The 23374-nt window shown below is 64.0% G+C and carries 25 protein-coding genes; 17 read left to right on the top strand and 8 right to left on the bottom strand.

All coding sequences use genetic code 11. The annotated features are described in order from the left end of the window. Window positions 1-2: 2 nt before the first annotated feature. Window positions 3-356 carry a flagellar basal body rod protein FlgB gene (flgB, locus tag AC1DSD_RS13480; RefSeq protein WP_066807891.1) on the bottom strand — a complete coding sequence of 118 codons (354 nt, stop codon included), beginning with the start codon at window positions 354-356 and terminating at the stop codon, window positions 3-5. A gap of 138 nt (window positions 357-494) precedes the next feature. On the opposite strand from flgB, the gene AC1DSD_RS13475 reads away from it, so the two are divergent. The 12 genes from AC1DSD_RS13475 to AC1DSD_RS13420 all read left to right on the top strand — a co-directional run bounded on the left by AC1DSD_RS13475 (window position 495) and on the right by AC1DSD_RS13420 (window position 12282). After that, window positions 495-1166 (top strand): motility protein A, encoded by a 672-nt coding sequence (locus AC1DSD_RS13475; protein ID WP_478030751.1) that lies wholly within the window; start codon window positions 495-497, stop codon window positions 1164-1166. Beyond that, window positions 1163-1693 carry an OmpA family protein gene (locus AC1DSD_RS13470; protein ID WP_478030750.1) on the top strand — a complete coding sequence of 177 codons (531 nt, stop codon included), beginning with the start codon at window positions 1163-1165 and terminating at the stop codon, window positions 1691-1693. Before AC1DSD_RS13475 ends, AC1DSD_RS13470 begins: the two co-directional genes overlap by 4 nt. Further along, window positions 1690-2220 (top strand): flagella basal body P-ring formation protein FlgA, encoded by a 531-nt coding sequence (locus AC1DSD_RS13465; RefSeq protein WP_478030748.1) that lies wholly within the window; start codon window positions 1690-1692, stop codon window positions 2218-2220. The genes AC1DSD_RS13470 and AC1DSD_RS13465 overlap by 4 nt, the downstream gene beginning before the upstream one ends. A 62-nt stretch (window positions 2221-2282) precedes the next feature. Then, on the top strand, window positions 2283-2579 hold the full coding sequence (flgM, locus tag AC1DSD_RS13460; RefSeq protein ID WP_478030746.1) for a flagellar biosynthesis anti-sigma factor FlgM: 297 nt from the start codon (window positions 2283-2285) through the stop codon (window positions 2577-2579). Next, window positions 2566-2883: a flagellar protein FlgN gene (locus AC1DSD_RS13455; protein WP_478030744.1), complete on the top strand. Its 318-nt coding sequence runs from the start codon at window positions 2566-2568 to the stop codon at window positions 2881-2883. The genes flgM and AC1DSD_RS13455 overlap by 14 nt, the downstream gene beginning before the upstream one ends. Before the next feature lie 214 nt (window positions 2884-3097). Then, window positions 3098-4075 (top strand): lytic transglycosylase domain-containing protein, encoded by a 978-nt coding sequence (locus AC1DSD_RS13450; RefSeq protein ID WP_478030743.1) that lies wholly within the window; start codon window positions 3098-3100, stop codon window positions 4073-4075. Between the two features lie 3 nt (window positions 4076-4078). Beyond that, entirely contained in the window at window positions 4079-6154 is a 2076-nt protein-coding gene (gene flhA / locus AC1DSD_RS13445; protein WP_478030742.1) for a flagellar biosynthesis protein FlhA, read from the top strand. Further along, window positions 6151-6903: a sigma-70 family RNA polymerase sigma factor gene (locus tag AC1DSD_RS13440; protein WP_478030740.1), complete on the top strand. Its 753-nt coding sequence runs from the start codon at window positions 6151-6153 to the stop codon at window positions 6901-6903. Before flhA ends, AC1DSD_RS13440 begins: the two co-directional genes overlap by 4 nt. 180 nt (window positions 6904-7083) lie before the next feature. Continuing rightward, entirely contained in the window at window positions 7084-7347 is a 264-nt protein-coding gene (locus AC1DSD_RS13435; protein ID WP_478030738.1) for a hypothetical protein, read from the top strand. Between the two features lie 48 nt (window positions 7348-7395). Next, window positions 7396-9066 carry a DUF6531 domain-containing protein gene (locus AC1DSD_RS13430; protein WP_478030737.1) on the top strand — a complete coding sequence of 557 codons (1671 nt, stop codon included), beginning with the start codon at window positions 7396-7398 and terminating at the stop codon, window positions 9064-9066. A 14-nt stretch (window positions 9067-9080) separates the two neighbouring features. After that, the gene (locus AC1DSD_RS13425; RefSeq protein ID WP_478030735.1) at window positions 9081-11792 is read left to right on the top strand and encodes an RHS repeat-associated core domain-containing protein; all 2712 of its coding nucleotides are present in this window, start codon (window positions 9081-9083) and stop codon (window positions 11790-11792) included. Window positions 11793-11805: 13 nt separating this feature from the next. Continuing rightward, the gene (locus tag AC1DSD_RS13420) at window positions 11806-12282 is read left to right on the top strand and encodes a DUF4265 domain-containing protein (protein WP_478030733.1); all 477 of its coding nucleotides are present in this window, start codon (window positions 11806-11808) and stop codon (window positions 12280-12282) included. 34 nt (window positions 12283-12316) lie between these two features. Here AC1DSD_RS13420 and AC1DSD_RS13415 read toward each other — a convergent pair whose 3' ends face one another. The 3 genes from AC1DSD_RS13415 to AC1DSD_RS13405 all read right to left on the bottom strand — a co-directional run bounded on the left by AC1DSD_RS13415 (window position 12317) and on the right by AC1DSD_RS13405 (window position 14549). After that, window positions 12317-13771 (bottom strand): GH1 family beta-glucosidase, encoded by a 1455-nt coding sequence (locus AC1DSD_RS13415; RefSeq protein WP_478030732.1) that lies wholly within the window; start codon window positions 13769-13771, stop codon window positions 12317-12319. 128 nt (window positions 13772-13899) lie between these two features. Then, window positions 13900-14247 carry an antibiotic biosynthesis monooxygenase family protein gene (locus AC1DSD_RS13410; protein ID WP_478030730.1) on the bottom strand — a complete coding sequence of 116 codons (348 nt, stop codon included), beginning with the start codon at window positions 14245-14247 and terminating at the stop codon, window positions 13900-13902. Further along, the gene (locus AC1DSD_RS13405) at window positions 14244-14549 is read right to left on the bottom strand and encodes an NIPSNAP family protein (protein WP_478030729.1); all 306 of its coding nucleotides are present in this window, start codon (window positions 14547-14549) and stop codon (window positions 14244-14246) included. Before AC1DSD_RS13405 ends, AC1DSD_RS13410 begins: the two co-directional genes overlap by 4 nt. Before the next feature lie 71 nt (window positions 14550-14620). Between AC1DSD_RS13405 and AC1DSD_RS13400 the strand changes: the two genes are divergently transcribed. Continuing rightward, a complete protein-coding gene (locus tag AC1DSD_RS13400) occupies window positions 14621-15277 on the top strand; it encodes an ArsR/SmtB family transcription factor (RefSeq protein WP_478030727.1) in 657 nt (218 codons plus the stop codon). A gap of 157 nt (window positions 15278-15434) precedes the next feature. On the opposite strand, the gene AC1DSD_RS13395 is transcribed toward AC1DSD_RS13400, so the two are convergent. Further along, on the bottom strand, window positions 15435-16091 hold the full coding sequence (locus AC1DSD_RS13395) for a Crp/Fnr family transcriptional regulator (RefSeq protein WP_478030725.1): 657 nt from the start codon (window positions 16089-16091) through the stop codon (window positions 15435-15437). Window positions 16092-16163: 72 nt separating this feature from the next. On the opposite strand from AC1DSD_RS13395, the gene AC1DSD_RS13390 reads away from it, so the two are divergent. Continuing rightward, entirely contained in the window at window positions 16164-16994 is an 831-nt protein-coding gene (locus AC1DSD_RS13390) for a TauD/TfdA dioxygenase family protein (protein WP_478030723.1), read from the top strand. Window positions 16995-17208: 214 nt separating this feature from the next. On the opposite strand, the gene AC1DSD_RS13385 is transcribed toward AC1DSD_RS13390, so the two are convergent. From AC1DSD_RS13385 to pgi, 3 genes are all read right to left on the bottom strand, one after another. Further along, window positions 17209-17577 (bottom strand): DUF805 domain-containing protein, encoded by a 369-nt coding sequence (locus AC1DSD_RS13385; RefSeq protein WP_478030721.1) that lies wholly within the window; start codon window positions 17575-17577, stop codon window positions 17209-17211. A 142-nt stretch (window positions 17578-17719) separates the two neighbouring features. After that, window positions 17720-19069, bottom strand: a complete 1350-nt coding sequence (gorA, locus tag AC1DSD_RS13380) for a glutathione-disulfide reductase (protein WP_478030719.1) — start codon at window positions 19067-19069, stop codon at window positions 17720-17722. Between the two features lie 89 nt (window positions 19070-19158). Beyond that, entirely contained in the window at window positions 19159-20649 is a 1491-nt protein-coding gene (pgi, locus tag AC1DSD_RS13375) for a glucose-6-phosphate isomerase (protein WP_478030717.1), read from the bottom strand. 109 nt (window positions 20650-20758) lie between these two features. Between pgi and lepB the strand changes: the two genes are divergently transcribed. Genes lepB through era form a run of 3 tightly spaced genes read left to right on the top strand, consistent with a single transcriptional unit; the run spans window position 20759 to window position 23240 of the window. Next, complete coding sequence (gene lepB / locus AC1DSD_RS13370; protein WP_478030715.1) at window positions 20759-21649, top strand: signal peptidase I; 891 nt, start codon at window positions 20759-20761, stop codon at window positions 21647-21649. After that, window positions 21586-22350 (top strand): ribonuclease III, encoded by a 765-nt coding sequence (gene rnc, locus AC1DSD_RS13365; protein WP_478030713.1) that lies wholly within the window; start codon window positions 21586-21588, stop codon window positions 22348-22350. Before lepB ends, rnc begins: the two co-directional genes overlap by 64 nt. Next, window positions 22347-23240, top strand: coding sequence for a GTPase Era (gene era / locus AC1DSD_RS13360; protein ID WP_478030711.1), 894 nt, complete (start codon window positions 22347-22349; stop codon window positions 23238-23240). Before rnc ends, era begins: the two co-directional genes overlap by 4 nt. Window positions 23241-23374 lie beyond the last annotated feature (134 nt).

The raw sequence follows: 23374 nt of genomic DNA, 5'->3' as shown, positions 1-23374 counted from the left end.
GATTATTCGCCCCTCAGCGCGCGGGTGATCTGGCCGATCCGCCCGTTCAGGAAGGAGAGCGTCGTCTGATACTGGACGGCATTCTCGGCAAAGGCGGTCTGCTCGGTCGACAGGTCGACCGTATTGCCGTCGAGACTGGGCTGCAGCGGCACGCGATATTTCGTCGCGCCCGCGAGGCCGGTGTCGGTCAGCCCGCCGGAGCCCGTCGCCGAGGACAGCGCCTGCTGAAAGTCGATGTCGCGCGCCTTGAACCCGGGGGTCGAGGCGTTCGCGATATTGGAAGCAAGCACGCCCATGCGCTGACCGCGCACTTCGAGCGCCGCCCCATGTATCCCGAACAGAGTGTTGTCGGCCATTGCCGTCACCTCGCGTGAAACCCCGGCGGAGGCCGGGGCCGCCCAGTTACCAAGCTTTCTGCTCGCCACGCAGCGGCCCCGGCCTGCGCCGGGGCGACGGGTGGCGAACTGGCACCATGCTTGCAGTACATCGCGCATATGACGACGGACCCCATCACGCTCGGCGCTTTCCTCGACCCCGCAGCGATCGGCATCGTGGCCGGCGGCACTGTGGTCGCGACCCTGTTGCGGACCTCGCTCGGCGATGTCGGGCGCGGTGTCGCGGCGCTCGGTGCGCTGGCGCGGAAACCATTCGATGCGACGCCTTTGGTCGACCAGATTTCCGCGCTTGGCCGGATCGCGCGCCGCCACGGCATGCATGCGCTCGACCGGTCGGTGATCGCCGACCGCGATGTTGCCGCCGCGGTAGCCGGAATCGTCGACGGCGCGACGCCCGATGAGATCATGCGCCAGCTCGACGAACGCCGCCGCGCGCGCATCTTGCGCCATGCCGCCGCCGCCGACATGTGGGCAGGCGCCGCCGAGGTCGCGCCGGCCATGGGCATGGTCGGCACGCTGGTCGGCCTGGTGAAGATGTTCTGGGCGATGACCGACCCGGCCGCGATCGGCGCGGGGATGGCGGTTGCCCTGCTCGCGACGCTCTACGGAGCGCTGGTCGCCAATCTGATCGCGATGCCGGTCGCGGTGCGCCTGCGCCGCCGCGCGCGCGCCGAAGCCGAAGAGCGCACGAGGCTCGTCGCGCCGCTTGCCGCGCTTGCCGAAAAGGGGCGCGTCAAGGCGCCGACCAGTTTCACGCCGGCGGTGCTATGAGCGAGACCGATCTGCTCGATCCGCCACCCGCGCGGCCGCTCTGGCTATGGACGCTGGCCGATCTCGCTTTGTTGCTGGTCGGCTTCTTCGTGCTCGTCCAGGCGACCGATCGCCAGGCGTTGGCCAAGGGATTGCGCGAGGGGTTCGGCGGCAAGCCGGCGACGACCGCTGCGATCTCCACCCCCACCGACCCGATCCCGCTCGCTTCCGCCGCCGCGGGGTTCGCTCCCGGTTCGGCCAGGATCGTCATCACCGACGGCCTGCTCGACTTCGCGATGGAAAGCCTGCGCGATCCGCGCGTGACCTTGCGGATCGCCGGCAGTGCCGAGGGGACGAAGGCCGATAGCGACCCAACCACCGGCAGCGCGCAGATCCTGGCCAGCGACCGCGCCCGCGCCACCGCCAGCTGGCTGATCGCGCACGGCGTTGCCGCCGACCGTATCATGATCGCGACGCCGGGAACCGGCCGCCGCATCGCGCTGGTGACGATGAGCTTCACCGGCGATCCCGTCAGGAAACAACCATGACCCGACCTTTATCCTTCATCGCGCTGATGCTCTTGGCGAGCCCCGCCGCGGCGCAGAACTTCCAGAGCACCACGCTGATCGACAAAGCGGTCGCGGGCTTTACCGGCCATGCGATCGGCGAGTCGGGCGGTGCACGCACCGCGGTCGACACGCGGCTGAAACTCGCGACCTGTCCGATGGTCTCGCTCAACTGGCGCACCGACAGCCACGATTCGGTCGTGGTGACCTGCACCGATCCGCAATGGCGTATCTTCGTACCCGTGATGATGCCGGCACGGCCAGCCTCTGCCGCGACGCCGGCAGCGGCGGCACCCGTCGTCGCGGCCAAGGCGGCGATCGTCATCAAGCGCGGCGATCCGGTGACGGTGGTCGCGGGGGATGGCGCCTTTTCGGTGACGCGCGACGGCATCGCGACGACCGATGCTGCGGCCGGCGCGCGCGTGCTGATCCGCGTCCAGGACGGCAAGCCGCCGATCCAGGCGGTCGCGGTCGAGCCGGGCAAAGCGATGATTCCCGGCGCGGAATAATTTTTTCTAAAGAATTTGGGCAGGCGGACGTTCGATGATCCAGATACGCTTCAGGGTGGACAATGGTGGACTCGATCGGACCGAAGGGCTCAACGCCCAATGCCCGTATCGCTCCGGTGCTCGGGGCGGCGGCTGCCGCGAAAATCGCGTCGGCCATCGCCACGCCCGAGCAGCAGATGCAGGCGTCGCACCCGGTCGGTCAGCTGGCGCAGGAACTCGCCGCCAAGCCTCCGGTGGATGCGGAACGCGTCGACCGGTTCCGCCGGGCGATCGCCGATGGCAGCTTCCAGCCCGACCCGCAGAAGGTCGCGGACCGGATGTTGTCGTTAAGGGGGGAATGGATCGATGACGCGGCGTGATGGCCTGATCAAGGTAATCGACCTGCTTCACGCCGAGATTGCGGCGATGAAGTCGAACGATGTCGACGCGCTGGACAAGGCGACCAATGCCAAGCTGGCCGCCCTTAATGAGCTGGCGGCAATCGACGGCGGCATGCTGGAACCCGGCGTGCGCGAGCTCGCCGAGGAAGCGCAGCGGCTGAACGAGACCGCGCGGATCTATTGCAACCTGTTGGCGGCAAATGTCCGTCGCCGCCTGCAAATTCTTGCCGGTGACGCTGCCGGTGGCTACCGCGCCAACGGGCATCTCGCGGCGTACGCGTAAGTTTTTTCGACGAAATCTGATGGTCTTCTACTTCCCCTCCCGCCTGCGGGAGGGGCTAGGGGAGGGCATGTTTCTCAGGGGGCGGCGTTGTTTCGACACGCCCTCCCCCAACCCCTCCCGCGAGCGGGAGGGGAGTTTTCCACTCCCCATTAACCTAAACTGGCACGCTGCTTGCTGAGTGACCCCCGTAACAGGGAGCATTCAGCCAAACCCCATGGGCGGCGTCGTAGCACTTACCGGAAATGTCGACCGCGTCAGGACGGCGATCGCGAATGCGAGTCGCTCGACCGGCATGGATTTCGACTATCTGCTCGGTCAGGCCCAGCTCGAAAGCGGGCTGAACCCAGGCGCGCGCGCCGGCACCTCGTCGGCCACCGGCCTCTATCAATTCATCGATCAGTCCTGGCTCGGTATCGTCAAGCAACACGGCGCCGAGAATGGCCTGGGCTGGGCGTCGAATGCCATCACCCGCTCGGGCAATCGCTGGGTGGTGAGCGATCCGCAGATGAAGAGCGCGATCCTTAACCTGCGCAACAATCCCGAAGTCTCCGCCACGATGGCCGCCGAGTTCGCCGCGGATAACCAGGCATCGCTCGAAAGCTCGCTGGGCCGCGGCGCCACCGGCACCGACCTCTATATGGCGCATTTCCTCGGCCTGGCCGGCGCCAAGTCGTTCCTCCAGACGATGCAGAGCAATCCCGGCGCATCGGGCGCGGCGATGTTTCCTGCCGCCGCCCGCGCCAATCGCTCGATCTTCTACGATGCCGGCGGCAATGCCCGTAGCCTGGGCGACATCTATCAGCGCTTCGCCGCCAAGCTCGACAAGGGCGCGGCCAAGGTCGGCGCTACCAGCCTCGCGTCCGACGCGCTCGACGGATCGGGCGCGACCGCGTTCGCCAAGGCCTATGGCACCAGCGCGTTCGAAACCGCCAAGGCCAATTTCGCCTCGCTCGCCTCGGTCACTGGGCTGGGCACCGGGCTGGGCGACGCGCAGGTCATCACCGGATCGGCGGATACCAGCGGCAGCGCCGCGGCCTGGGCCAAGGCGGCGCTGATGCGCGTCAACGGCGCGCAGGCCTCGACCGGCGCGCCGACCGATCCCGCCAATTCCGCCAGCGCGGTCAACCTTCTCCGGCCGACGCCTGACAATGCGCGGCTGGCCTATCTGATGCTTGCGAGCCTGGGAGCGTAACGCGTGCCGCCTGTCCTGAAGAATCTCCTCGCCGGCAACGTCCGCAACGCCGCCCTGCCGGGCGCCATCCTGCTGCTCGTCGTCCTCATGGTGGTGCCGATCCCGGCCGCCATGCTCGACATCTTCTTCGTGACCAACATCGCGATCAGCCTCGCGGTGCTGATGGTCGCGTTGAACGCGCAAAAGCCGCTCGATTTCTCCGCCTTCCCGACCGTTTTGTTGTTCGCGACCCTGTTCCGCCTCGGCCTCAACGTCGCCTCGACCCGCGTCGTCTTGGTCCATGGCCATGAGGGCGAGAGCGCGGCCGGCCATGTCATCGAGGCGTTCGGATCGTTCCTGATCGGCGGCGACTATGTCGTCGGCATCTTCGTCTTCTCGATCCTGGTGATCATCAACCTGATCGTGGTGACCAAGGGCGCGGGGCGCGTGTCCGAAGTGTCGGCGCGCTTCACCCTGGACGCCTTGCCCGGCAAGCAGATGGCGATCGACGCCGACCTCAATGCCGGCCTGATCACGCCCGACGAAGCCAAGGCCCGCCGCATCGAAGTGTCGACCGAGGCCGATTTCTACGGATCGATGGACGGTTCGTCCAAGTTCGTGAAGGGCGACGCGGTCGCCGGCCTGCTGATCCTGTTCGCCAACATCATCGGCGGCCTGATCCTGGGGCCGGTCAGCCACGGCATGTCGATCAGCGATGCGGCGCATAACTACATTCTGCTGGCGATCGGCGACGCGCTGGTCGCGCAGCTGCCGTCGCTCATGCTCTCGATCGCTGCCGCCGCGATCGTTACCCGCGTTACCTCGAGCCAGGATTTGGCCGGCCAGATCGGCACCCAGTTCGGCTCCGCGCGCACCTGGACCCCGGTCGCGGGCATCCTCGGCCTGCTCGGCGTGCTGCCGGGCATGCCGCATCTGGTACTGCTGTCGGCCGCCGCGATCGCCGGATTCGCCGCGTGGAAGCTGCGCCAGATCGCGCATCGCCCGCCGCCGCCCGCACCCGCCGCGCCTGCTCCCGATCTGTCGAAGATCGGCTGGGACGAAGTCAGCGACGGCATGCAGATCCATCTCGACATCGGCTATGGCCTGGTGCCGCTGGTCGACGAGCGTCGCGGTGCGCCGCTGATGGGTCGCATCACCGGTGTCCGCCGTCAGCTCAGCAAGGACCTTGGCTTCGTCGTGCCGCAGGTGCGCGTCCGCGACGACATCAACCTCGCGCCCTACACCTATCGCATCATCGTCGGCGGCGTCGTCATCGCCGAGGACCAGGCATCGGCCGACGAGATGCTCGCGCTCGATACCGGCCAGGGCGTCGGCGAATTGCGCGGCAAGAAGGCCAAGGACCCGACCTTCGGGCTCGACGCGACCTGGATCCAGCCGGGCGATGCCGATGCCGCGACCGGCCAGGGCTATCTGGTGGTCGATGCCGGCACCGTGGTCGCGACGCACCTCAACCATCAGCTCGGCCAGAACGCCTCCGACATGCTCGGCGCCGACGAGGTCCAGCAGCTGCTCGACGGGCTGAAGGAACGCAATCCGCAGCTGGTCGCCGCGCTGACCCCGGCGCCGTTGCCGCTGACCACCTTGACCCAGGTGCTCAAGGGTCTGCTGGCCGAAGGCATCAGCCTCAAGGAATTCCGCCGCATCGCCTCGGCCATCGCGGTCGCCGCGCAGCGCACGGTCGATGCCGAAGAGATCATCGAGGCGATCCGCCCCGATCTCGGCGGGCTGATCATCCAGAAATTGTGCGGCGTCCACGAGCCGCTGCGCGTGATGACGCTGGAGGGGCAGCTCGAAGGGCTGCTCGGCCAGGCGGTCCGCTCGGACCCGTCGCGCCGCCACACGATCGAACCCGATCTCGGCCGCCGCATCGTCGACGCGCTGACCCAAGCGGCGGCACCGCTCGTCGCCGAAGCCAAACCCTTCGCGCTCGTCGTCCAGCCCTCGATCCGCCTCGCGATCCGCAAGCTGGTCAAGACCTGCCTCCCCGACACTCCAGTGATGAGTTTCTTCGAAGTGCCTGAAGAGAAATCAGTCGAAGTCGTCGCCGTGATCGGCGCTCCCCAGGCGCTCGCGGCATGAGCGCGGAACCGATGATGGGCGCGTTCGCCAACGCGCAACCGATCACGGGCCCGCTGACCTATGGTCGCACCGGCGCCGATATCGACGCTTTGGTGCGCAAGCATTCGCCGCTCGTCCGCCGCATCGCCTGGCATGTCCATGGCAGTATTTCGGGCGTGTGCGAGGTCGAGGATCTGGTCCAGATCGGGCTGGTCGCTTTGGTCGAGGCGATCCACGGTTTCGAGGATCGCGGCCAGGTGACGTTCGAACAATATCTCGCCACCCGCCTGCGCGGCGCGATGATCGACCAGCTCCGCCGCCAGGCGACGCTGACTCGCGGCGCGATGCGCCGGCGCAAGCAATATCAGGAAACGGTCGCCTCGCTGACCGTCGACCGCAAGCCGCCCGCCGAGGCCGATGTCGCCGAGAAGCTCGGCGTCAGCGTCGAAAAACTGCGCGCCGATTATGCGAGCGCGGAAGCGGTACGGTTCGACTCCTTGGACGAGGTCTATACCGACGACGGCCCGTGGTTCATGTCCGACGAACCCGACGCGTTCGAGCAACTCGCCGAAGCCGATCTGCGCGAGACATTGGTCGGCGCGATCGCCGCTCTGCCCGAGCGCGAGGCGCAGGTGGTGCAGCTTTATTATGTCGAGGAACTGAACCTCGAGGAGATCGGGCATGTGCTGGGCGTCGGTGCGGCGCGCGTGTGCCAGATCAAGGCGTCGGCGCATGCGCGGTTGAAGAAGGTGCTGGCGAAGGCGGTTTGAGGCCTGTCGCGATTGGCTTTGCGATCGCCGGTTCTAGACGATCCAAGCCATGATTCGATCGAGCGGGATGCGGGACGAAGCCAGCGCGTCAACCCTTAACTAGCTCGAAAATGGATGTATCTCTTGTTGCGCCGCTTTCGCTGCGCATGCTCTCTGCCGCTCTGGGCAGGGGAGAATTCCATGAGTCGTGCCAAGGTTTGGTTGGCAGCGTCGGTCGCGACCGCCGCCATTCTGTCATGCAGCGCTTTGGCGCAGGAAACGACCAATTATTCCTATGACGGGCTGGGTCGGCTCAAGGGCTCCACCATCACCGGCGGGACCAACAACGGCCGCGCCACCGGGACTTGTTTCGACGCCGCCGGCAATCGTACGCGTTATGATGTCGCGACCAGCGCGCCCGCCGCGTGCCCCACGCCTACCCCGACACCAACCTCTAGCCCTTGAACGCTCGCCAGGTCCAACTGAGTTCGTTCGGGAAAGAGGGAATAAGGTATGTTTTGGAAGCCGCCGGTGTTTGCCCTGTTCGGTATTTTTGCAGCATTACCGAGCATTGCGTCCGCGCAGACCCTGACGCCGCCAAAGGTAATCACGAGCAGTCCGACCGGCGTGAACATGATAGATGGTACCTATACCACGTCGGTCGACGACCTATCCATCGGCTCGCTTACCTTGCAACGGTCCTACCTGGGAGGTCAGGAGACTTCGAACCATTATTTCGGTCCAAACTGGACGCATAACTTCGACATATACATGAAGTATCGGGCAGCTTCGCTGAACCACGAGGCGACCACGACGATGGTCATAGGACGGGAGAAGTTTGTCTATTACGGACCACCTCAGTCTGCCGTGCCTCAAAGTGACGAGACTGATACCAGCTTTCAAGTGATCAGCAGTAATTACGTTTTCACCAATCGGTATGGGGTGGTGTATACGATCTTCAGTGGCAGTGGGAACGTAAATATAAGATATCCCAGTGGTCGTACAATTGACATTGTCAGGGTAAATAATCTACCGAAACTTATTACCTCTAATGATGGGTCGGCGATACTATTTGACTATACAGGTAGCTCAATAAGCGCTGCATGTGCCTTCAATCTGTCGCAAACCTATGTATCAACGGCGTCGACCTGCGCATCCGCCGCGTTGAAGACAACCTACCAATACACCAGCGGCAATTTGACGGGCGCCACAGACGTCATGGGCAATCAGGCGAGCTATAGCTACGGCTCAGGAGGGCTGGCGTGCCTTACTGACCCCGGTACACCCACCTGCAAGATCACCAATTACTACGCCGCCGGACATGCCAATATAGATCACCAGGTACTGGCCGATGGAACGACGTGGTATTTCTCTTGCACCTGTTCTGGCAGCGGGGGGCGGGACGATGGTATTGACAGCTCGCCGGACGATACCTCTTCCTGGTTGGATCCTGCTGGTAAATCGGTGTCCTTTGACTATCACGCCTATGTTCTCAATCAGATTACCGACGAGCGGGGTCTTTCGCATCAGCCCACCTATTTTGGACGGTATCTGACTACGATCAAATCGCCGGAAGGAAATATTACCACGTTCCTTTCACCCGATGGTAGATTTCCGGCTTATCAATTCACGGCAAAGCCGGGCTCCGGCCTTACCGACATTGTCCAAGGCGCACAGACCTTTCCGACGAATCCCTGTTCCAATCTGGTAACCTGTTACCTGCCTCTGACGATCGCGGACGCAAAGGGCAACATCACCAATTATGTCTACGATCAGACGCATGGGGGTGTGTTGTCGGAGATGCAGCCGGCGCCGACCAGCGGCGCGGCACGCCCGCTCAAGCTCTACACCTATGTCCAGAAAAGTGCGTATGTGAAGAACTTCGGCGGCAGCCTGGTGTCGACCGGCGTGCCGATCTGGGTGATCAGCACGATGATCCAATGCCAGACGGTGGCGGGCAGCAGCACCGCCGCCTGCGATACGGCGGCTGGCGCGCCGCGGCTGCAGACAACCTATCAATACAGCTCAGCCGTCACCGCCAACAACCTGCTGGCGCGAGGTGTCGAGGTCAAAGACCTGGTTACGAGCGCGACCCGCCTGACGTGTTACACCTATGATCCGATAGGCAGAAAGATCAGCCAGACGAGCCCGCGTGGCAATGCCAGCATCTCGGTGTGCCCGTGAGCGCGGCGGTCATCATGCGGCGGCTGGCCGCGCTGGGCGGAGTGCTCTGGGCAATGCTCCCGGCGGTGGCCTTAGCACAAGCATCGCCTTCGGATTTCACCACGGCGACGCGCTACGACAATGCCAATCGCGTGGTGGGCACGATCGCGCCAGATCCGGATGGCAGCGGACCGTCGGCGCCGCTGCTCTATGCCGCAGTCAGAAACACGTACGACAATGAGGGGCGGCTAATCAGCGTGGAGAAAGGCCAGCTCTCGAGTTGGCAAAACGAGAATACGCTCCCGTCGGCATGGCCGGTTTGGAACCCAACCACCGCTACTGGCTTCCAGATCTTTACCAAGGTCGTCGCTAGTTATGACGGACTGGGCCGCAAGATACTTGAGACGACGTTGGGATCGAGTGACGGAGGCGCGACTTGGGTCCAGAGCAGCGCAACACAATATAGCTACGATCCTGTCGGCCGACCTGAATGCACCGCGGTTCGCATGAACCCGACGACTTGGGGCGCGCTTCCGGCTTCGGCCTGCACGCTGGCGACGACCAGCAGCACTTATGGCCCCGACCGCATCACGAAAAACGTCTATGATGATGCCGGGCAGTTACTGAAGGTCATCAAGGCATACGGCCAGACGACGGCGAATGGCCTGCCGCAACTCCAGCAGGATTACGTCACTTACACCTATACCGATAACGGCAAGCAGAAGACGCTGAAGGACGCCAACGGCAATCTTGCGACCTATACCTATGATGGGTTCGACCGGCTGGCCGCTTGGGCGTTCCCGTCGAAGGCGACGACCGGCAGTTCGGCGGCGTGCACGATCGGTACGATCGCGGAGGCAACCGACGGGTTCGGCAACACGGTCGCCGGTCCCTCGGAAACGCGCACTGCCGGCGATGATTGCGAGAAGTACGCTTACGATCGCAACGGCAATCGCGCCAAGCTGATGAAGCGCGACGGTAACGTCATCCGCTACGCATTCGACGCGCTCAACCGCAACACGATCAAGGATATTCCCGGCGGCACGCTGAATGACGTCTATTTCGGCTACGACGCGCGGGGCTTGCAGACCTTTGCGCGGTTCGTTTCGACCAGCGGCGCGGGTATCACCAACGTCTATGATGGGTTCGGTCAGCTACAGTCGACCACCAACAATATGGGCTTCGCACCGCTGGCGCTGGGCTATCTGTACGATGCCGATGGCAACCGCATCCGGATCACCTATCCGGACAGCACTTACTTCACTTACGATTATGACGGGCTCGACCGGGCGACGACGATCAAGGCAAATGGCGCGGCGACGATCGCGACGATCGGCTATGACAATCAGGGGCGCCGTTCGGGCGATACGCGTAGTGGGGCCAGCACGACCTACGGCTATGATCCCGTTTCGCGGCTCGCCAATCTTTCGAACGACCTGGCGGGGACGTCAAGCGATGTGACGAGCACGTTTGGCTATAATCCCGCCAGCCAGATCGTGACGAAGACGAGATCGAACGACGCCTATGCATTCACCGGCTATGTTAATGTCCCTGGCCGCCTCTACACCGTCAACGGGCTCAACCAATATACTGCCGCCGGCAGCGCAAGCTTCACCTATGACGACAACGGCAATCTGACTGGCGACGGCACCAATACGTATGCCTACGATGTCGAAAATCGGATGGTAGGTGTAACCACGGCGCTCGGCGCTACCACGCTAATCTACGACCCCCTTGGGCGTCTCTGGCAACAACTGCGTCCCGGTGGAGGCGGCGCTGCCTGGCAGTTCCTCCATGACGGCGACGACATTGTTGAGCGCTACAATTATTTCCTCACCGGTCAGTCGCTCAACACACGCTACGTCCATGGGCCGGATGTCGATGATCCCCTGGTCTGGTATGGTACGTCGAGCATCGCTAACCCGATGGGCTTGCAGAGCGACTATCAGGGGTCGATCATCTCGTCAGCCGATGCCAGCGGCAATCTGACCGGCATCAACGCCTATGATGAATACGGCATTGAAACGTCGACATTTACCGGCAACCAACCCTTGTTCGGATATACCGGCCAGGTCTGGCTGCCCGGGATCGGGCTTAATTACTACAAGGCCCGGATGTACTCGCCCACGCTGGGACGGTTCATGCAGACTGATCCGATTGGGTATAAGGATCAGAATAATCTGTATGCTTATGTCGGGAATGATCCGGTCGACGGGCGAGATCCCAGCGGAAACCAAACGATATCGATCGATACTGCTTCTGCCCAGGTCCAAGCGCTACGGCAGATCGGCAAATCCGATGCTGAAATACGATCTATCCTTAGTCAGCAAGCAGAGGCTGAAAACGGTGCATCGTCGATGGTGGCTACGGCTGGATCGTTGATCGTTCCGATAGAACGGTTGGTGACCAGTTTGCCGATCGTTGGGAAAATTCTGGCCTTTGCTGAGAAGCTGGCTCCTGAAATCAAGGCTGGCTCTGCTGGTGGCGAAACCGCAGGAAAGGCATTTTCCCCGGCCACCAAGGCAGCTGCTAAAGCGGAGAACCCAACAGCTACTTGTGTTTACTGTCGTAGGCCGGGAACAGGGACGCAAGTCGATCATGCCATTCCACGGGCGAGAGGTGGCAATGCCACCCCGGAAAATGCACAACTTGCGTGTCCGCACTGCAACCCGTCTAAGGGAGCGGGCGAATTTCCAAAAAACCCACCCTCGGGTTATCGTGGCAAGTGGCCACCCGATCATTGGTGAGCGAGTATAGATTATGAGGTATGAAGAAGGTGATTACGAAGCATCTCACCCATCGCCTATTTGGCGTAATCGTGCCAACTTCATCTTAGCTGCTCATCTCGGAATAAAGAATGGACATAACGAATGGGAGCAACTGTGGGGAGAAGAGATAGGATCAAACAGATATATTCTTTGCTGCATCCCCTTCTTTGCCTACGATATCGCTCTAGGGGACGAGGTGGAGACTGATGGCGACTCAACGTTGCTAAGGGTGATCAGACGATCGGGGCAAGCTACTTTCCGAGTCTGGTTCGGTGATGGTTCGCCTGAAAGTCGTCAAAATATAGCATCCGAAGTTGAAGCTACGGGCGCGCTTCTAGAATGGGCGTCCGGAAACTTGCTCGCTCTGAGTATTTCCGAAAACGACGCAAATAAGGTCGCAGGCCTCCTTCAGCGATACGAGCAAGGTGGAAGCTTGCAGTATGAGACGGGCCAAAGCGCCAAAAACTGAGAGCGACGTCCGGGTTATGGTGCTGGGTTCCGGGTTATGGTGACACGTGCAATAACCCCTTTACCGCCCCAACCTGCTCCGCGATCAGCTTGCGATACCAATAATAGGAATCCTTCGGTGTCCGGCGTTGCGTGGCGTAGTCGACCCGCACGAGACCGAAACGTGGTCCATAGCCGTCGGCCCATTCGAAATTGTCGAGGATCGACCACACCAGATACCCGCGCACATCGATACCGGCATCCATCGCCTTCCTGACCGCGCGGATATGGGCGTCGAGGAATGCGATGCGGTCGGCGTCATGCACCGCACCCCGCACGACATTATCGGAGAAGGCCGCACCGTTTTCCGTAATGATGATCGGGGGCAGGGCACTCCCGTAGCGATCGCGTAGCCCGAGCAGCACGTCGGTCATACCTTGCGGGTCGACTGGCCAGCCCATCGCGGTTCGCGCGAACTTCGCCGGCGGCGGCGCTTCCTCGATCGGCTGGGCGCTGCCCGGCGGGCTGACGCGCATGAAGTTGGTGTTGTAATAATTGACGCCGAGGAAATCGAGCGGCTGCGCGATCGTCGCCAAGTCGCCCTCCCGCACTGTTGTCGCGGTGAGGGCGTCCGGCAATTCCGCGGGGTAGCGGCCGAGCAGCAGCGGATCGACATGCAATCCCCAATAATAGAGCGTCATTGCCTGGGCAGCCGGTTCGTCCCGCGCCGGATCGGCCGGCCGCACCATCGCCAAATTCTGGGCGATGCCGATCTGCGCCTTGCGTTTCACCGTCGCGCGGAGCGCCTGGACGGCCTTGCCGTGCGACAACAGCAAGTGATGCGCGACCGGGAAGGATTGCGGCATGTCGAGCTTCAGCCCCGGCGCGTTGACGCCGAGAACGTGCCCGAGGACGTGGTGCATGAAGGTCTCGTTATGCGTGATCCAGCGCGGCACGCGATCGCCGAGATGCTCCGCCATGATGTGCGCATAATCGGCGAACCGATCGCACGTGTCGCGGTTCTGCCAGCCGCCGGCATCCTGCAACTTTTGCGGCAGATCCCAGTGAAACAGCGTCGGCATCGGCGCGACGCCCTTGGCCAGTAGCTCGTCGACCAGCCGCGAATAGAAATCGAGACCCTTGGGATTGGCCGCGCCGCGGCCCTCGGCTTGAATCCGGGGCCATGCGATCGAGAACCGATAGGCCCGCGCGCCGAGCTGACCGATCAACCCCACGTCCTCGCGATAACGATGATAGTGATCGCACGCGATGTCGCCATTGGCGTTACCCGCGATAGTACCGGGTTGACGGCAGAACGTGTCCCAGATCGACGCGCCGCGACCGTCCTCGTTTACGGCGCCTTCGATCTGATAGGAGGACGCTGCCACTCCCCATAGAAAATCGCGTGGGAATGCCGGCATGGCGGGTTGTGCCCCGGACTTCGACGCCGCGATCAGGCCAGGTGCCGCGATCGTCGCGCCCGTCGCCAGTACGAATTCACGCCTCCGCATGCTCGCCTCTCCCACCTCCCCATGGTCTCGGCCGCTACGGCACAAGCGGGGTAGTTGGCCGATCAAAGAGCGCGCCGAAACAATAGTCAACGCTATATTTTGGCATGAGGTTACGGCAGCAATAGCGCCTAAATCTCGTGCGCCGCCCGACTATCCTCCGGCGCCTCGTCCCGCTCCGTCATCCCATAATCCCGGACCACTCGTGCCACCCGCAACCGATAATCCGCGAACACCCCGCCGCGCCCCGCCGCCTGCGCATGGCGATGGTCCTCGGTGTTGCGCCACGCTGCCACCGCCGCCTCGTCACGAAAGAAGCTCAGCGACAGCATTTTGCCGGGATTGGCCAGGCTCTCGAACCGCTCGACCGAGATGAAGCCGTCGACCGCCTCCAGTTCGGGTTTCAACCGCGCGGCGATGTCGAGATAGCTGTCGCGCTGCCCCTCGGCGGGCTCGACCTCGAAGATCACCGCGATCATCGGTCGACCCTGGCCAGAAAGACGCGATCCTCGCGGCGGATGAAGCGCTCGCCTTGCGCGAAGGCGAAGTTCTTGCGGCCGAGCGGATGGTCCTTGAGCCGTGCGCGATAGGCTTCGTACTCGGCCAGGCTCTCGACGGTGTAGACGCCGTAAGCGGTGGTCGCCGATCCCTCGTGCGGGGCGAAATAGCCGATCAGGTCGGCGCCGCAGTCGGGGATCGCCTGACCCCAGGCGCGGGCATAGTCGACGAATGCGTCGCGGCCCCAGGGCTCGATATCGTAGCGGATGAAGCAGGTGATCATTCGGTCTTCTCCAAAGTGTCCGCGCACTTTAGCGATTCCGGCTGCTGCGATGGTTCGGTACAGATCGAACCATGAGAGAAGGCCCCTATATCGCCGAAATCGCCGCGCTGATCGGCGACCCCGCGCGGACCAACATGCTGACCGCGCTGATGGACGGGCGCGCGCTGACGGTGAGCGAGCTGGCGCAGGTAGCGGGCATCACGCTGCCGACCGCGAGCGGGCATATCGCGCGGATGGAGACGGCAGGGCTGCTCGCCGCGGAGAAGCAGGGGCGGCATCGCTATCTGCGGCTGTCGGGGCCGGATGTCGCTACCGCGCTCGAGGCGCTGATGGAGCTTGCCCAGCGCACCGGCGCGGTCAGGGTGCGGACGGGGCCGCGCGACCCGGCGCTGCGCGAGGCGCGGGTGTGCTACGATCATCTCGCCGGCGCGCGCGCGGTGGCGGTGGCGGCGAAGCTGGCGGACGAGGGGATGATGGTCGACCACGGACTGACCGATGCCGGTCGCGCCTGGCTTGCCGAGCGTGGGTTCGTACGCGGGGACGGGCGGCGGCCGTTCTGCCGCACCTGTCTCGATTGGAGCGAGCGGCGGCACCATCTCGGCGGTGCGCTCGGTGCGCAGATCTTGAGCCGCGCGCTCGACGAAGGCTGGGCACGGCGCGGCGAGGGCAGGGTGATCGATTTCGGCCAGCGCGGCGCGGCGGCGTTCGACCGGTTGTTCGGGCTTTAGGGTGAGGCATTCAGTTTTCCAGCTCCCCTCCCTGCAAGGGAGGGGTTGGGGGTGGGTGCGCGTGTCCGCGCGCTCACAAAGACTCATAGGCCGTCGCCAAACCCACCCCTTGATCCCCTCCCTTGCAGGGAGGGGAGAATCGTAACGTCGATATGGCCTAGATCCCCGCAACGCCGCGTAGCGCCGCCGCGTCGAGCACCCGCAGCGACCGATAGCCCGGCGCGACCCAGCCGCGTTTGGCCAGTGCCAGAATATGCCCGCTCGCCGATTTGCGGCTGAGCCCGCACATTTCGGCGAGATCGGCCTGGGTCGCGGGAACCTCACCCTTGTCGTCGGCCAGTTGTGCCAGCCGCGCCGCGACGCGTTCGCGCGGCGACAAACAGGGGTTGAGCGCCGCATTATGCACCGCGACGTCTAGCTGGTCGTAGAGCAAGGCCATCGTCGCCGGCCACGCACCCGGCTGGCGCGCCGCGATCCCCGGCAAGGCGGCGTCGGGGACCAGCAGCACGCGCGCCGCACGCTGCGCGCGCGCGGTCACGATCCGCCGTCCGCCGCCGAAGCGCCGGGACTGGCCGATCGCCTGGCCCGGCCCCGCCAGCCCGAGCAGCACGTCGCGGTCGGGGCCGACGCTCGCCTCCAGTCGCAACACACCCTCGATTACTAGACACAAACCCGGCTCCTCATCGCCCTCCGAATAGATCCATTGCCCGGCGTCGAGCGTGGCGACACGTCCGGCTGCGATCAGTTCGGCGACGAGCGCGGGGTCGAGCGTGGCAAACCAGCGGCCGTGGCGCAGAGTGTTGAGCAATTCCATCGGTCAATTGCTACGATCGTAGCAATTCGGTCGCAAGCGGCGCGATAGTGTCACGGGCAAAGGAGAGGACTCATGACCATCCAGATTCGCCCGATCGCCGATCATTGCGGCGCCGAAGCCAGCGGCATCGACCTGCGCGACTTCGACAACGCCGAGATCGAAACGCTCAAGGCGGCGCTCGCCGATCGCGGCGTGCTGTTCATTCGCGATCAGGAGCTGACGCCTGAGGATCATATCGCCTTCGCTCGGCGCTGGGGCACGATCGACATCAACAATTACTTCCCGGCGAACGGCGGCTACCCCGAGATCGCCGAGGTGCGCAAGGCCGAGACGCAGACCACCAATATCGGCGGTGGCTGGCATACCGATCACAGCTATGATCAGGTCCCGGCAATGGGCTCGATCCTGCTCGCGCGGGAAACCCCGCCGACCGGTGGCGACACGCTGTTCTCAAGCCTGGGCGCAGCCTACGATTCGCTGTCGGACGGGCTGAAGGCGACGCTCGAAGGACTGCGCGCGGTGCATTCGGCCGATCACATTTATGGCCATGACGGCATCTACGCGAAGACCGACCAGGCCGCCGATCTCAAGGGGCATGAGATCCGCGCCAATGCGGTCCATCCCGTGGTGATCCGCCACCCGGTGACGGGCCGCAAGATCCTCTACGTCAATCCCGCCTTCACGCTCCATTTCGAAGGCTGGACGCGCGAGGAGAGCATGCCGTTGCTCGCCTATCTCTATTCGGTCGGCATGCGGCCGGAGTTCCAATGTCGGCTGCAATGGGCGCCGGGCTCGCTCGCGATCTGGGACAATCGCTCGACCTGGCATTGCGCGATGAACGATTATCAGGGGCATCGGAGGGTGATGCACCGCATTACGATTTCGGGGGTGGCGTTGAGCTGAATTCCCTCTCCCTTTGGGAGAGAGAGGGAGCGCCGAAGGCGCGGAAGGGTGAGGGCATAGCGACGCCCACCAGCCTGCCCTCACCTTCCCACTCGGCTGCGCCGAGCGGGCCCCTCCCTCTCCCAAAGGGAGAGGAAATCGCGCCAGATTTAAGGCGTTAAGCTGGATCGAAGGCGACCGCGCCAGATGGGAGCATGTCGGATTTGCAGCGTGATCAGGCCCTGAGCTGGTCCGGTCGCGCCGCCTGCGGGTGAGCGCCGGCACCGCGTTTCACGGTCCAGGCGAGGACGATCGGCACGAGATTGACCAGGCTACCGATGTGCCAGCCGTGCCATCCCGGCCCGACATTAAAGCTGATGATCATCAGGCCGATCCACGCACCCGCCAGTGCTGCGTCGTGTAGCCGGTAATATGTGATCACGATCAGCAGGATGTAGAGCGCGATTCCGATCAGCGCGCCGATCCAGTCGGGACCGCCCAGCATGTTGAGGATCGCAGGAAGCCCGAAGGCGGCAAGCAACAAGATGACCGACGCTATCCTGTACGGCGTGCGCGCGGCACAGCTTTGCACGAACGAGCCCATGCGCGCTTTCTATCCTGTCCGATGCCTGCGTTCCAGGGATAGTGACGTCGCGCCTGCCGTCGTGCGCCACGCCGTCGGACGTGCGGCCCGCCGCCCGACGTGACGAGTCCCGGATTTGCCGCGGTCAATTGGGGGCCGTCCGCTACTTCATCAGCACCAATTCCTCCGCCATGGTCGGGTGCAGCGCCACCGTCTGGTCGAACGCGTCCTTGGTCAGTCCCGCTTTCACCGCGACCGCCGCCGCCTGGAGGATCTCCGCCGCCTCCGGCCCGATCATGTGGATGCCGAGGATCTTGTTGGTCTCGCCGTCGCAGATCATCTTGTAGAGCGCGCGCTCGTTGCGGCCGGCGAGCACGTTCTTCATCGGGCGGAAGTCGCTGACATAGACTTTGACCGAACCGAATTTTATCTTGGCCTGGCTCTCGGTGAAGCCGACGCCGGCCATCTGTGGGTGGCTGAACACCGCGGCGGGGACGCAGTGATAATCGACCTTGGTCGGCTTGTTGCCGAAGATCGTGTCGGCAAAGGCTTGGCCTTCGCGGATCGCGATCGGGGTCAGCTGGATGCGGTCGGTGACGTCGCCCACGGCGTAGATGCTCGACACGGTCGAGCGATTGTCCTCGTCGACCTTGATTGCGCCTTTCTCATTGAGTTCCACTCCCGCCGCGTCGAGCCCGAGATTCTCGGTGTTGGGCACGCGGCCGGTGGCGAACATCACGCAATCGACCTCGATCGGCGCGTGGTTCGACATCGACACCTTGAGCGACCCGTCGGCCTGCTTCTCGATCCCTTCGAACTTGGCGTTGAAGCGGAAATCGATCCCCTTCATCATGCTGATCTGGAGCAGGCGGTCGCGGATTTGCTCGTCATAGCCGCGCAGGATCTGGTCGCTGCGGTTGATCAACGTCACCTTGGCGCCGAATTCGTGGAAGATGCCGGCGAATTCGTTGGCGATATAGCCCGCGCCCGCGATCAAAATGCGCTTGGGCACGCTTTCCAGGTGGAACGCCTCGTTCGAGGTGATGCCATATTCGTGGCCGGGGCAGGTCGGGATGTGCGGCCGCGCGCCGGTCGCGATCAATATGTATTTGGAGGTGACCTCGCGTCCCGATGCCAGGCGGATCGAATTGGGGCCGGTCAGCTCGGCGCGCTCGTTGATGACCTCGACCTTATGGCTGTCGAGCGTCGTATTGTACGCTTTGCTGATCCGGTCGACTTCCTCGAACACATTGCCGGTCAGCGTCTTCCAATCGAACTTGCAGTCGGCCGGCACGTCCCAGCCGAAGCGCCGCGCATCCATCAGATCCTCGGCGAAATGCGCGCCATAGACGAGCAGCTTCTTGGGAACGCAGCCGCGGATCACGCAGGTGCCGCCAACGCGATATTCCTCCGCCGCGGCGACCCGCGCGCCATGCGCCGCCGCTACCCGCGCCGCGCGCGTGCCGCCAGATCCGATGCCGATGACGAACAGGTCGTAGTCGTAGTCAGCCATTCATTCTTCCTTCGTCACCCCAGCGAACGCTGGGGTCTCGTGCCGTATTTCCCCGCCTGAGATCCCAGCTTTCGCTGGGATGACGGTTGTTACCCAAACGCCCGCTTGATCAGATCCTGGGTCGAGGCGTCGAAATCGCCGCCGCCCTTGGCCGCCGCCTTGGCCATTTCCTTGCCCAATTCGACGCCGAACTGATCGAACGAATTGATCCCGAGCAGCACGCCCGACACGAACACGCGATGCTCGTGATAGGCGATCAGCGCGCCAAGGGTGCGCGCGTCGAGTTCGTCGAGCAGCAAGGTGGTCGACGGCCGGTCGCCGGGATAGGCGCGGGCGAGGTCGTCGGGATTCTCGCGGCCCTTCATCAGCGCGGCGCCCTGCGCGAACATGCTGTTGAGCAGGGTCTTGTGATGGTCCTCGCTCAGCGTATCGGCCTGTTCGATCACGCCGATGAATTCGAGCGGGACGAGATGCGTGCCCTGGTGGAGCAACTGGAACACGGCATGCTGCTGGTCGGTGCCGACCCCGCCCCAGGTGATCGGCGCGGTTGGACGACCGACGGGCTTGCCCTCGATCGTCGCCCCCTTGCCGTTCGATTCCATCTCGAGTTGCTGGAGATAGGAGGGGAGCAGCCGCAGCCGCTCGTCGTAGCAGAAGACGCCGCGCGTCTCGCAGCCGAACGCCTGGGTGTAGAGCAGGTCGGTGAAGGCGGCGAGCGCGGGGACATTTTCGTGCAGCGCCGACAGCCGGAAATGGCGGTCCATCTCGGCCGCACCCTCGAGCAGTTCGGAAAAAGCGTCCCAACCGAGCGCCATTGCCGCCGGGAAACCGATCGACGACCAGAGCGAATAGCGCCCGCCGACCGTATCCGCGAACGGCAGGACGCGGGTCTCGTCGACGCCCCATTCGATCGCCTTGTCGGGATCGGCGGTCAGCGCGACGACGCGGCCATAAGGGTCCTCGACTCCGCCCGCCTGCATCCACTCGATCACGCTTTCGGCGTTGAGCATCGTCTCGGTGGTGGTGAAGGTCTTGGACGCGATCGCCAGTACGGTCGCGCTCGGGTCGAACCGCTTGAACGCTTCCTCCAGCGCCAGCCCGTCGACGTTCGAGACGATCGCCACTTCGTAGCGATTGGCGTCGCGCCCCAGCGCGTCGATCAGCAGATCGGGACCCAGCGCCGACCCGCCGATCCCGACGTGCAGGATATTGCGGATCGGCCCCAGCGCCTCGGCCTCGATCGCGTCGATCAGCGCGCGCATCCGGGCATGGAGCGCCTGCGCGCTGGCGACGTCATCCTTGGCGCCTTCGCCGCGCTCGGCGGTGTGGGTGACGGCGCGGTTCTCGGTGACGTTGATCACCTGGCCCGAAAACAGCGCCTCGCGCTTGCCGGCGAGGTCGCTCGCCTTGGCCAGTTTCTCGAACGCCTTGATCGCCTCGTCGGTCAGATGCGTCTTCGACCAGTCGAAATGAATGCCGGAAACGTCGGCCGAATATTTGCCCAGCCGCTCGGGATCGTCGGCGAACAGCTTGGTCAGGGGGATGCGCTTCAGCGCCTCGATCTCGCTCCAATCGGCCATGTTTGGGTTCCTTATTCGACTCCGGGGTCTCAATGGGCGTTCCGGCCGTCCCGTTCAAGGAACCACGCCCGCCTTGACGCGCGCATTACGGATGCGCAAACCGCGCGACATGACCGATACACCTCAGGCGACCCCGTCCGACGCCGCGCCCGATCCCATTGTGGCGCCCGCCGGCACGCCTGCGCCCGCCGCGAAGAAACCCAAGAAGGAAGAGGATTGGAAGGACACGTTCAGCTTCATCATCAAGCTGGTCATTGTCGTCGTGATCTTCCGCAGCTTCCTGTTCTCGCCTTTCTCGATCCCGTCGCAATCGATGCTGCCGCGGCTCTATATCGGCGACTATCTGTTCATCTCGAAATGGAATTACGGCTTTTCCAAGCATTCGCTGCCGTTCAGCGTGCCGCTGATCCCGGGCCGCATCCTCGGCCGTAATCCGACGCCGGGCGACGTCGTGGTGTTCAAGGCGCCGCCGGGCAACGACCAGGATTATATCAAGCGCGTCATCGGCCTGCCCGGCGACACGATCCAGATGCGCCACGGCCAATTGATCCTGAACGGCGTCGCGGTGCCCAAGGTGCGCGTCGCCGACTTCGTCATCCCGCTGACGCCCAATTATCCCGCCGGCAAGGAATGCCCGGCCGAATTCCAGGCGACCGACAGCGCGGGCACGCCGATCTGCCGCTATATGCAGTTCAAGGAAACCTTGCCCAACGGGGTCAGCTACACCGTACTCGACCGCGGCGAATTCCCTGACCGCGACGACACCGACGTCTATACGGTTCCCGCTGGCCACGTCTTTCTGATGGGCGACAATCGCGACGATTCGGGCGACAGCCGCTTCCCCGCGCAGGAAAATGGCGCGATCGGCATGGTCCCGCTGGAGAATCTGGAGGGCAAGGCAGTCGTCACTTTCTGGTCGACCGACGGCAATGCGCAATGGTTGCTGCCCTGGACCTGGTTCTCGGCGGCGCGCTGGAGCCGCTTGGGACAGGGCTTTTGACCGCTGCCCCTCGATCGGGGAATAGCCACGTGACGACCAAGGAACTTGCCGGCTGGATCGTCGCGACCTTCGGCCGTGCGCCCGGCGACCTCGCGCGGTTCGAGCGCGCGCTGACGCATGGCAGCCAGGCGAGCGCGAATTACGAGCGGCTCGAATTCCTCGGCGACCGCGTACTTGGGCTGGCCATGGCCGAATGGTTGTACGAACTGTTCCCCGATGAGCCTGAGGGCAGCTTGTCGAAACGCCTCAACGCGCTGGTCACCGGGCCGGTCTGCGCCGACGTCGCGCGCGAGATCGGGGTGCGGCCCTTCCTCGGGCTGGGCAAACAGGCGCGCGACGATGGCGCTGCCGATAGCGACAATGTGCTGGGCGACGTGATGGAGGCGCTGATCGGTGCGCTCTATCTGGACGGCGGGTTCGAGCCGGCGCGCGATTTCGTCCGCGCGCGCTGGGCCGATCGCGTCCATGCCGATGCCCGCGCGCCGCAACACCCCAAATCGGCGCTGCAGGAATGGGCCGCCGCGCACAATCGCAAGTCGCCGGTCTACGAAGTCATCACGCGATCCGGCCCGCAGCACGCTCCGCGTTTCACGGTGCGCGTGTCGCTCGGTGCCTTCGCCAGCGCCGACGCCGAAGGATCGAGCAAGCAGGAAGCGGAAACCGCCGCCGCCCGCGTGCTCCTCGCGCAGGTGCAACCATGACGCAACATTGCGGCCTCGTCGCCGTGCTCGGTGCGCCCAATGCCGGCAAGTCGACCCTGGTCAATGCGCTGGTCGGCCAGAAGGTCGCGATCGTCAGCCCCAAGGCGCAGACCACACGCACGCGGCTGCTCGGTGTGGCGATCGAGGGTGAGACGCAGATCCTGTTGGTCGACACGCCGGGCATTTTCGAACCGCAGCGCCGGTTCGACCGCGCGATGGTCGCGGCGGCCTGGGGTGGGACTGAGGGGGCCGACGTGACCGCTTTGGTAGTCGATGCCAAAGGCGGGCTCGGCCCCAAGGTGATGCCGATCGTCGAGAGCATCGCGGGCCGCCCCGAACGCAAGTTCCTGGTGCTCAACAAGGTCGATATAGCCGACAAGGCTCGGCTGCTGGTCCATGCCGAGCGGATCAACGCGGCGACGCATTTCGATGAGACCTTCTTCGTCTCAGCCTCGACCGGCGACGGTCTGGCCGAACTCAAACAGGCGTTGAGCTACGCCATGCCCGAAGGGCCATGGCATTTCCCCGAGGATCAGGTCAGCGACGCGACCGAACGCGCGATGGCGGCCGAGGTAACGCGCGAACAGCTCTACCTCCAACTGCACGCCGAATTGCCTTATGCCAGCGCGGTCGAGACCGAGGCGTTCACCGAACGCGAGGACGGATCGGTCGAGATCCGCCAGCAGATCCTGGTCGAACGCCCGACCCAGCGTGCGATCGTGCTGGGCAAAGGCGGCAGCCGGATCAAGGAGATCGGCGCGCGGGCGCGAGCGCAGTTGAACGAATTGCTCGATCGTCCGGTGCATCTGTACCTGCACGTCAAGGTCAAGCCGGGCTGGGACGAGGATCGCGAGGTCTATCGCGATATCGGGTTGGATTGGGTCGACTGACCCTCCGGTCACTCCGGCATACTTCTGTCGCCCCAGCTAACTCTTCCCTCAGCTCGGCCTACCCTCCCGTCACCCCAGCGAAAGCTGGGGTCTCGTGCGGTATGCGATGCGGCTTGAGATCCCAGCTTTCGCTG

The organism is Sphingomonas sp. P4_D12 (assembly GCF_056401895.1).
Note: the sequence above shows the minus strand (reverse complement) of the source record. Positions and strands in the feature narration are given on the sequence as shown.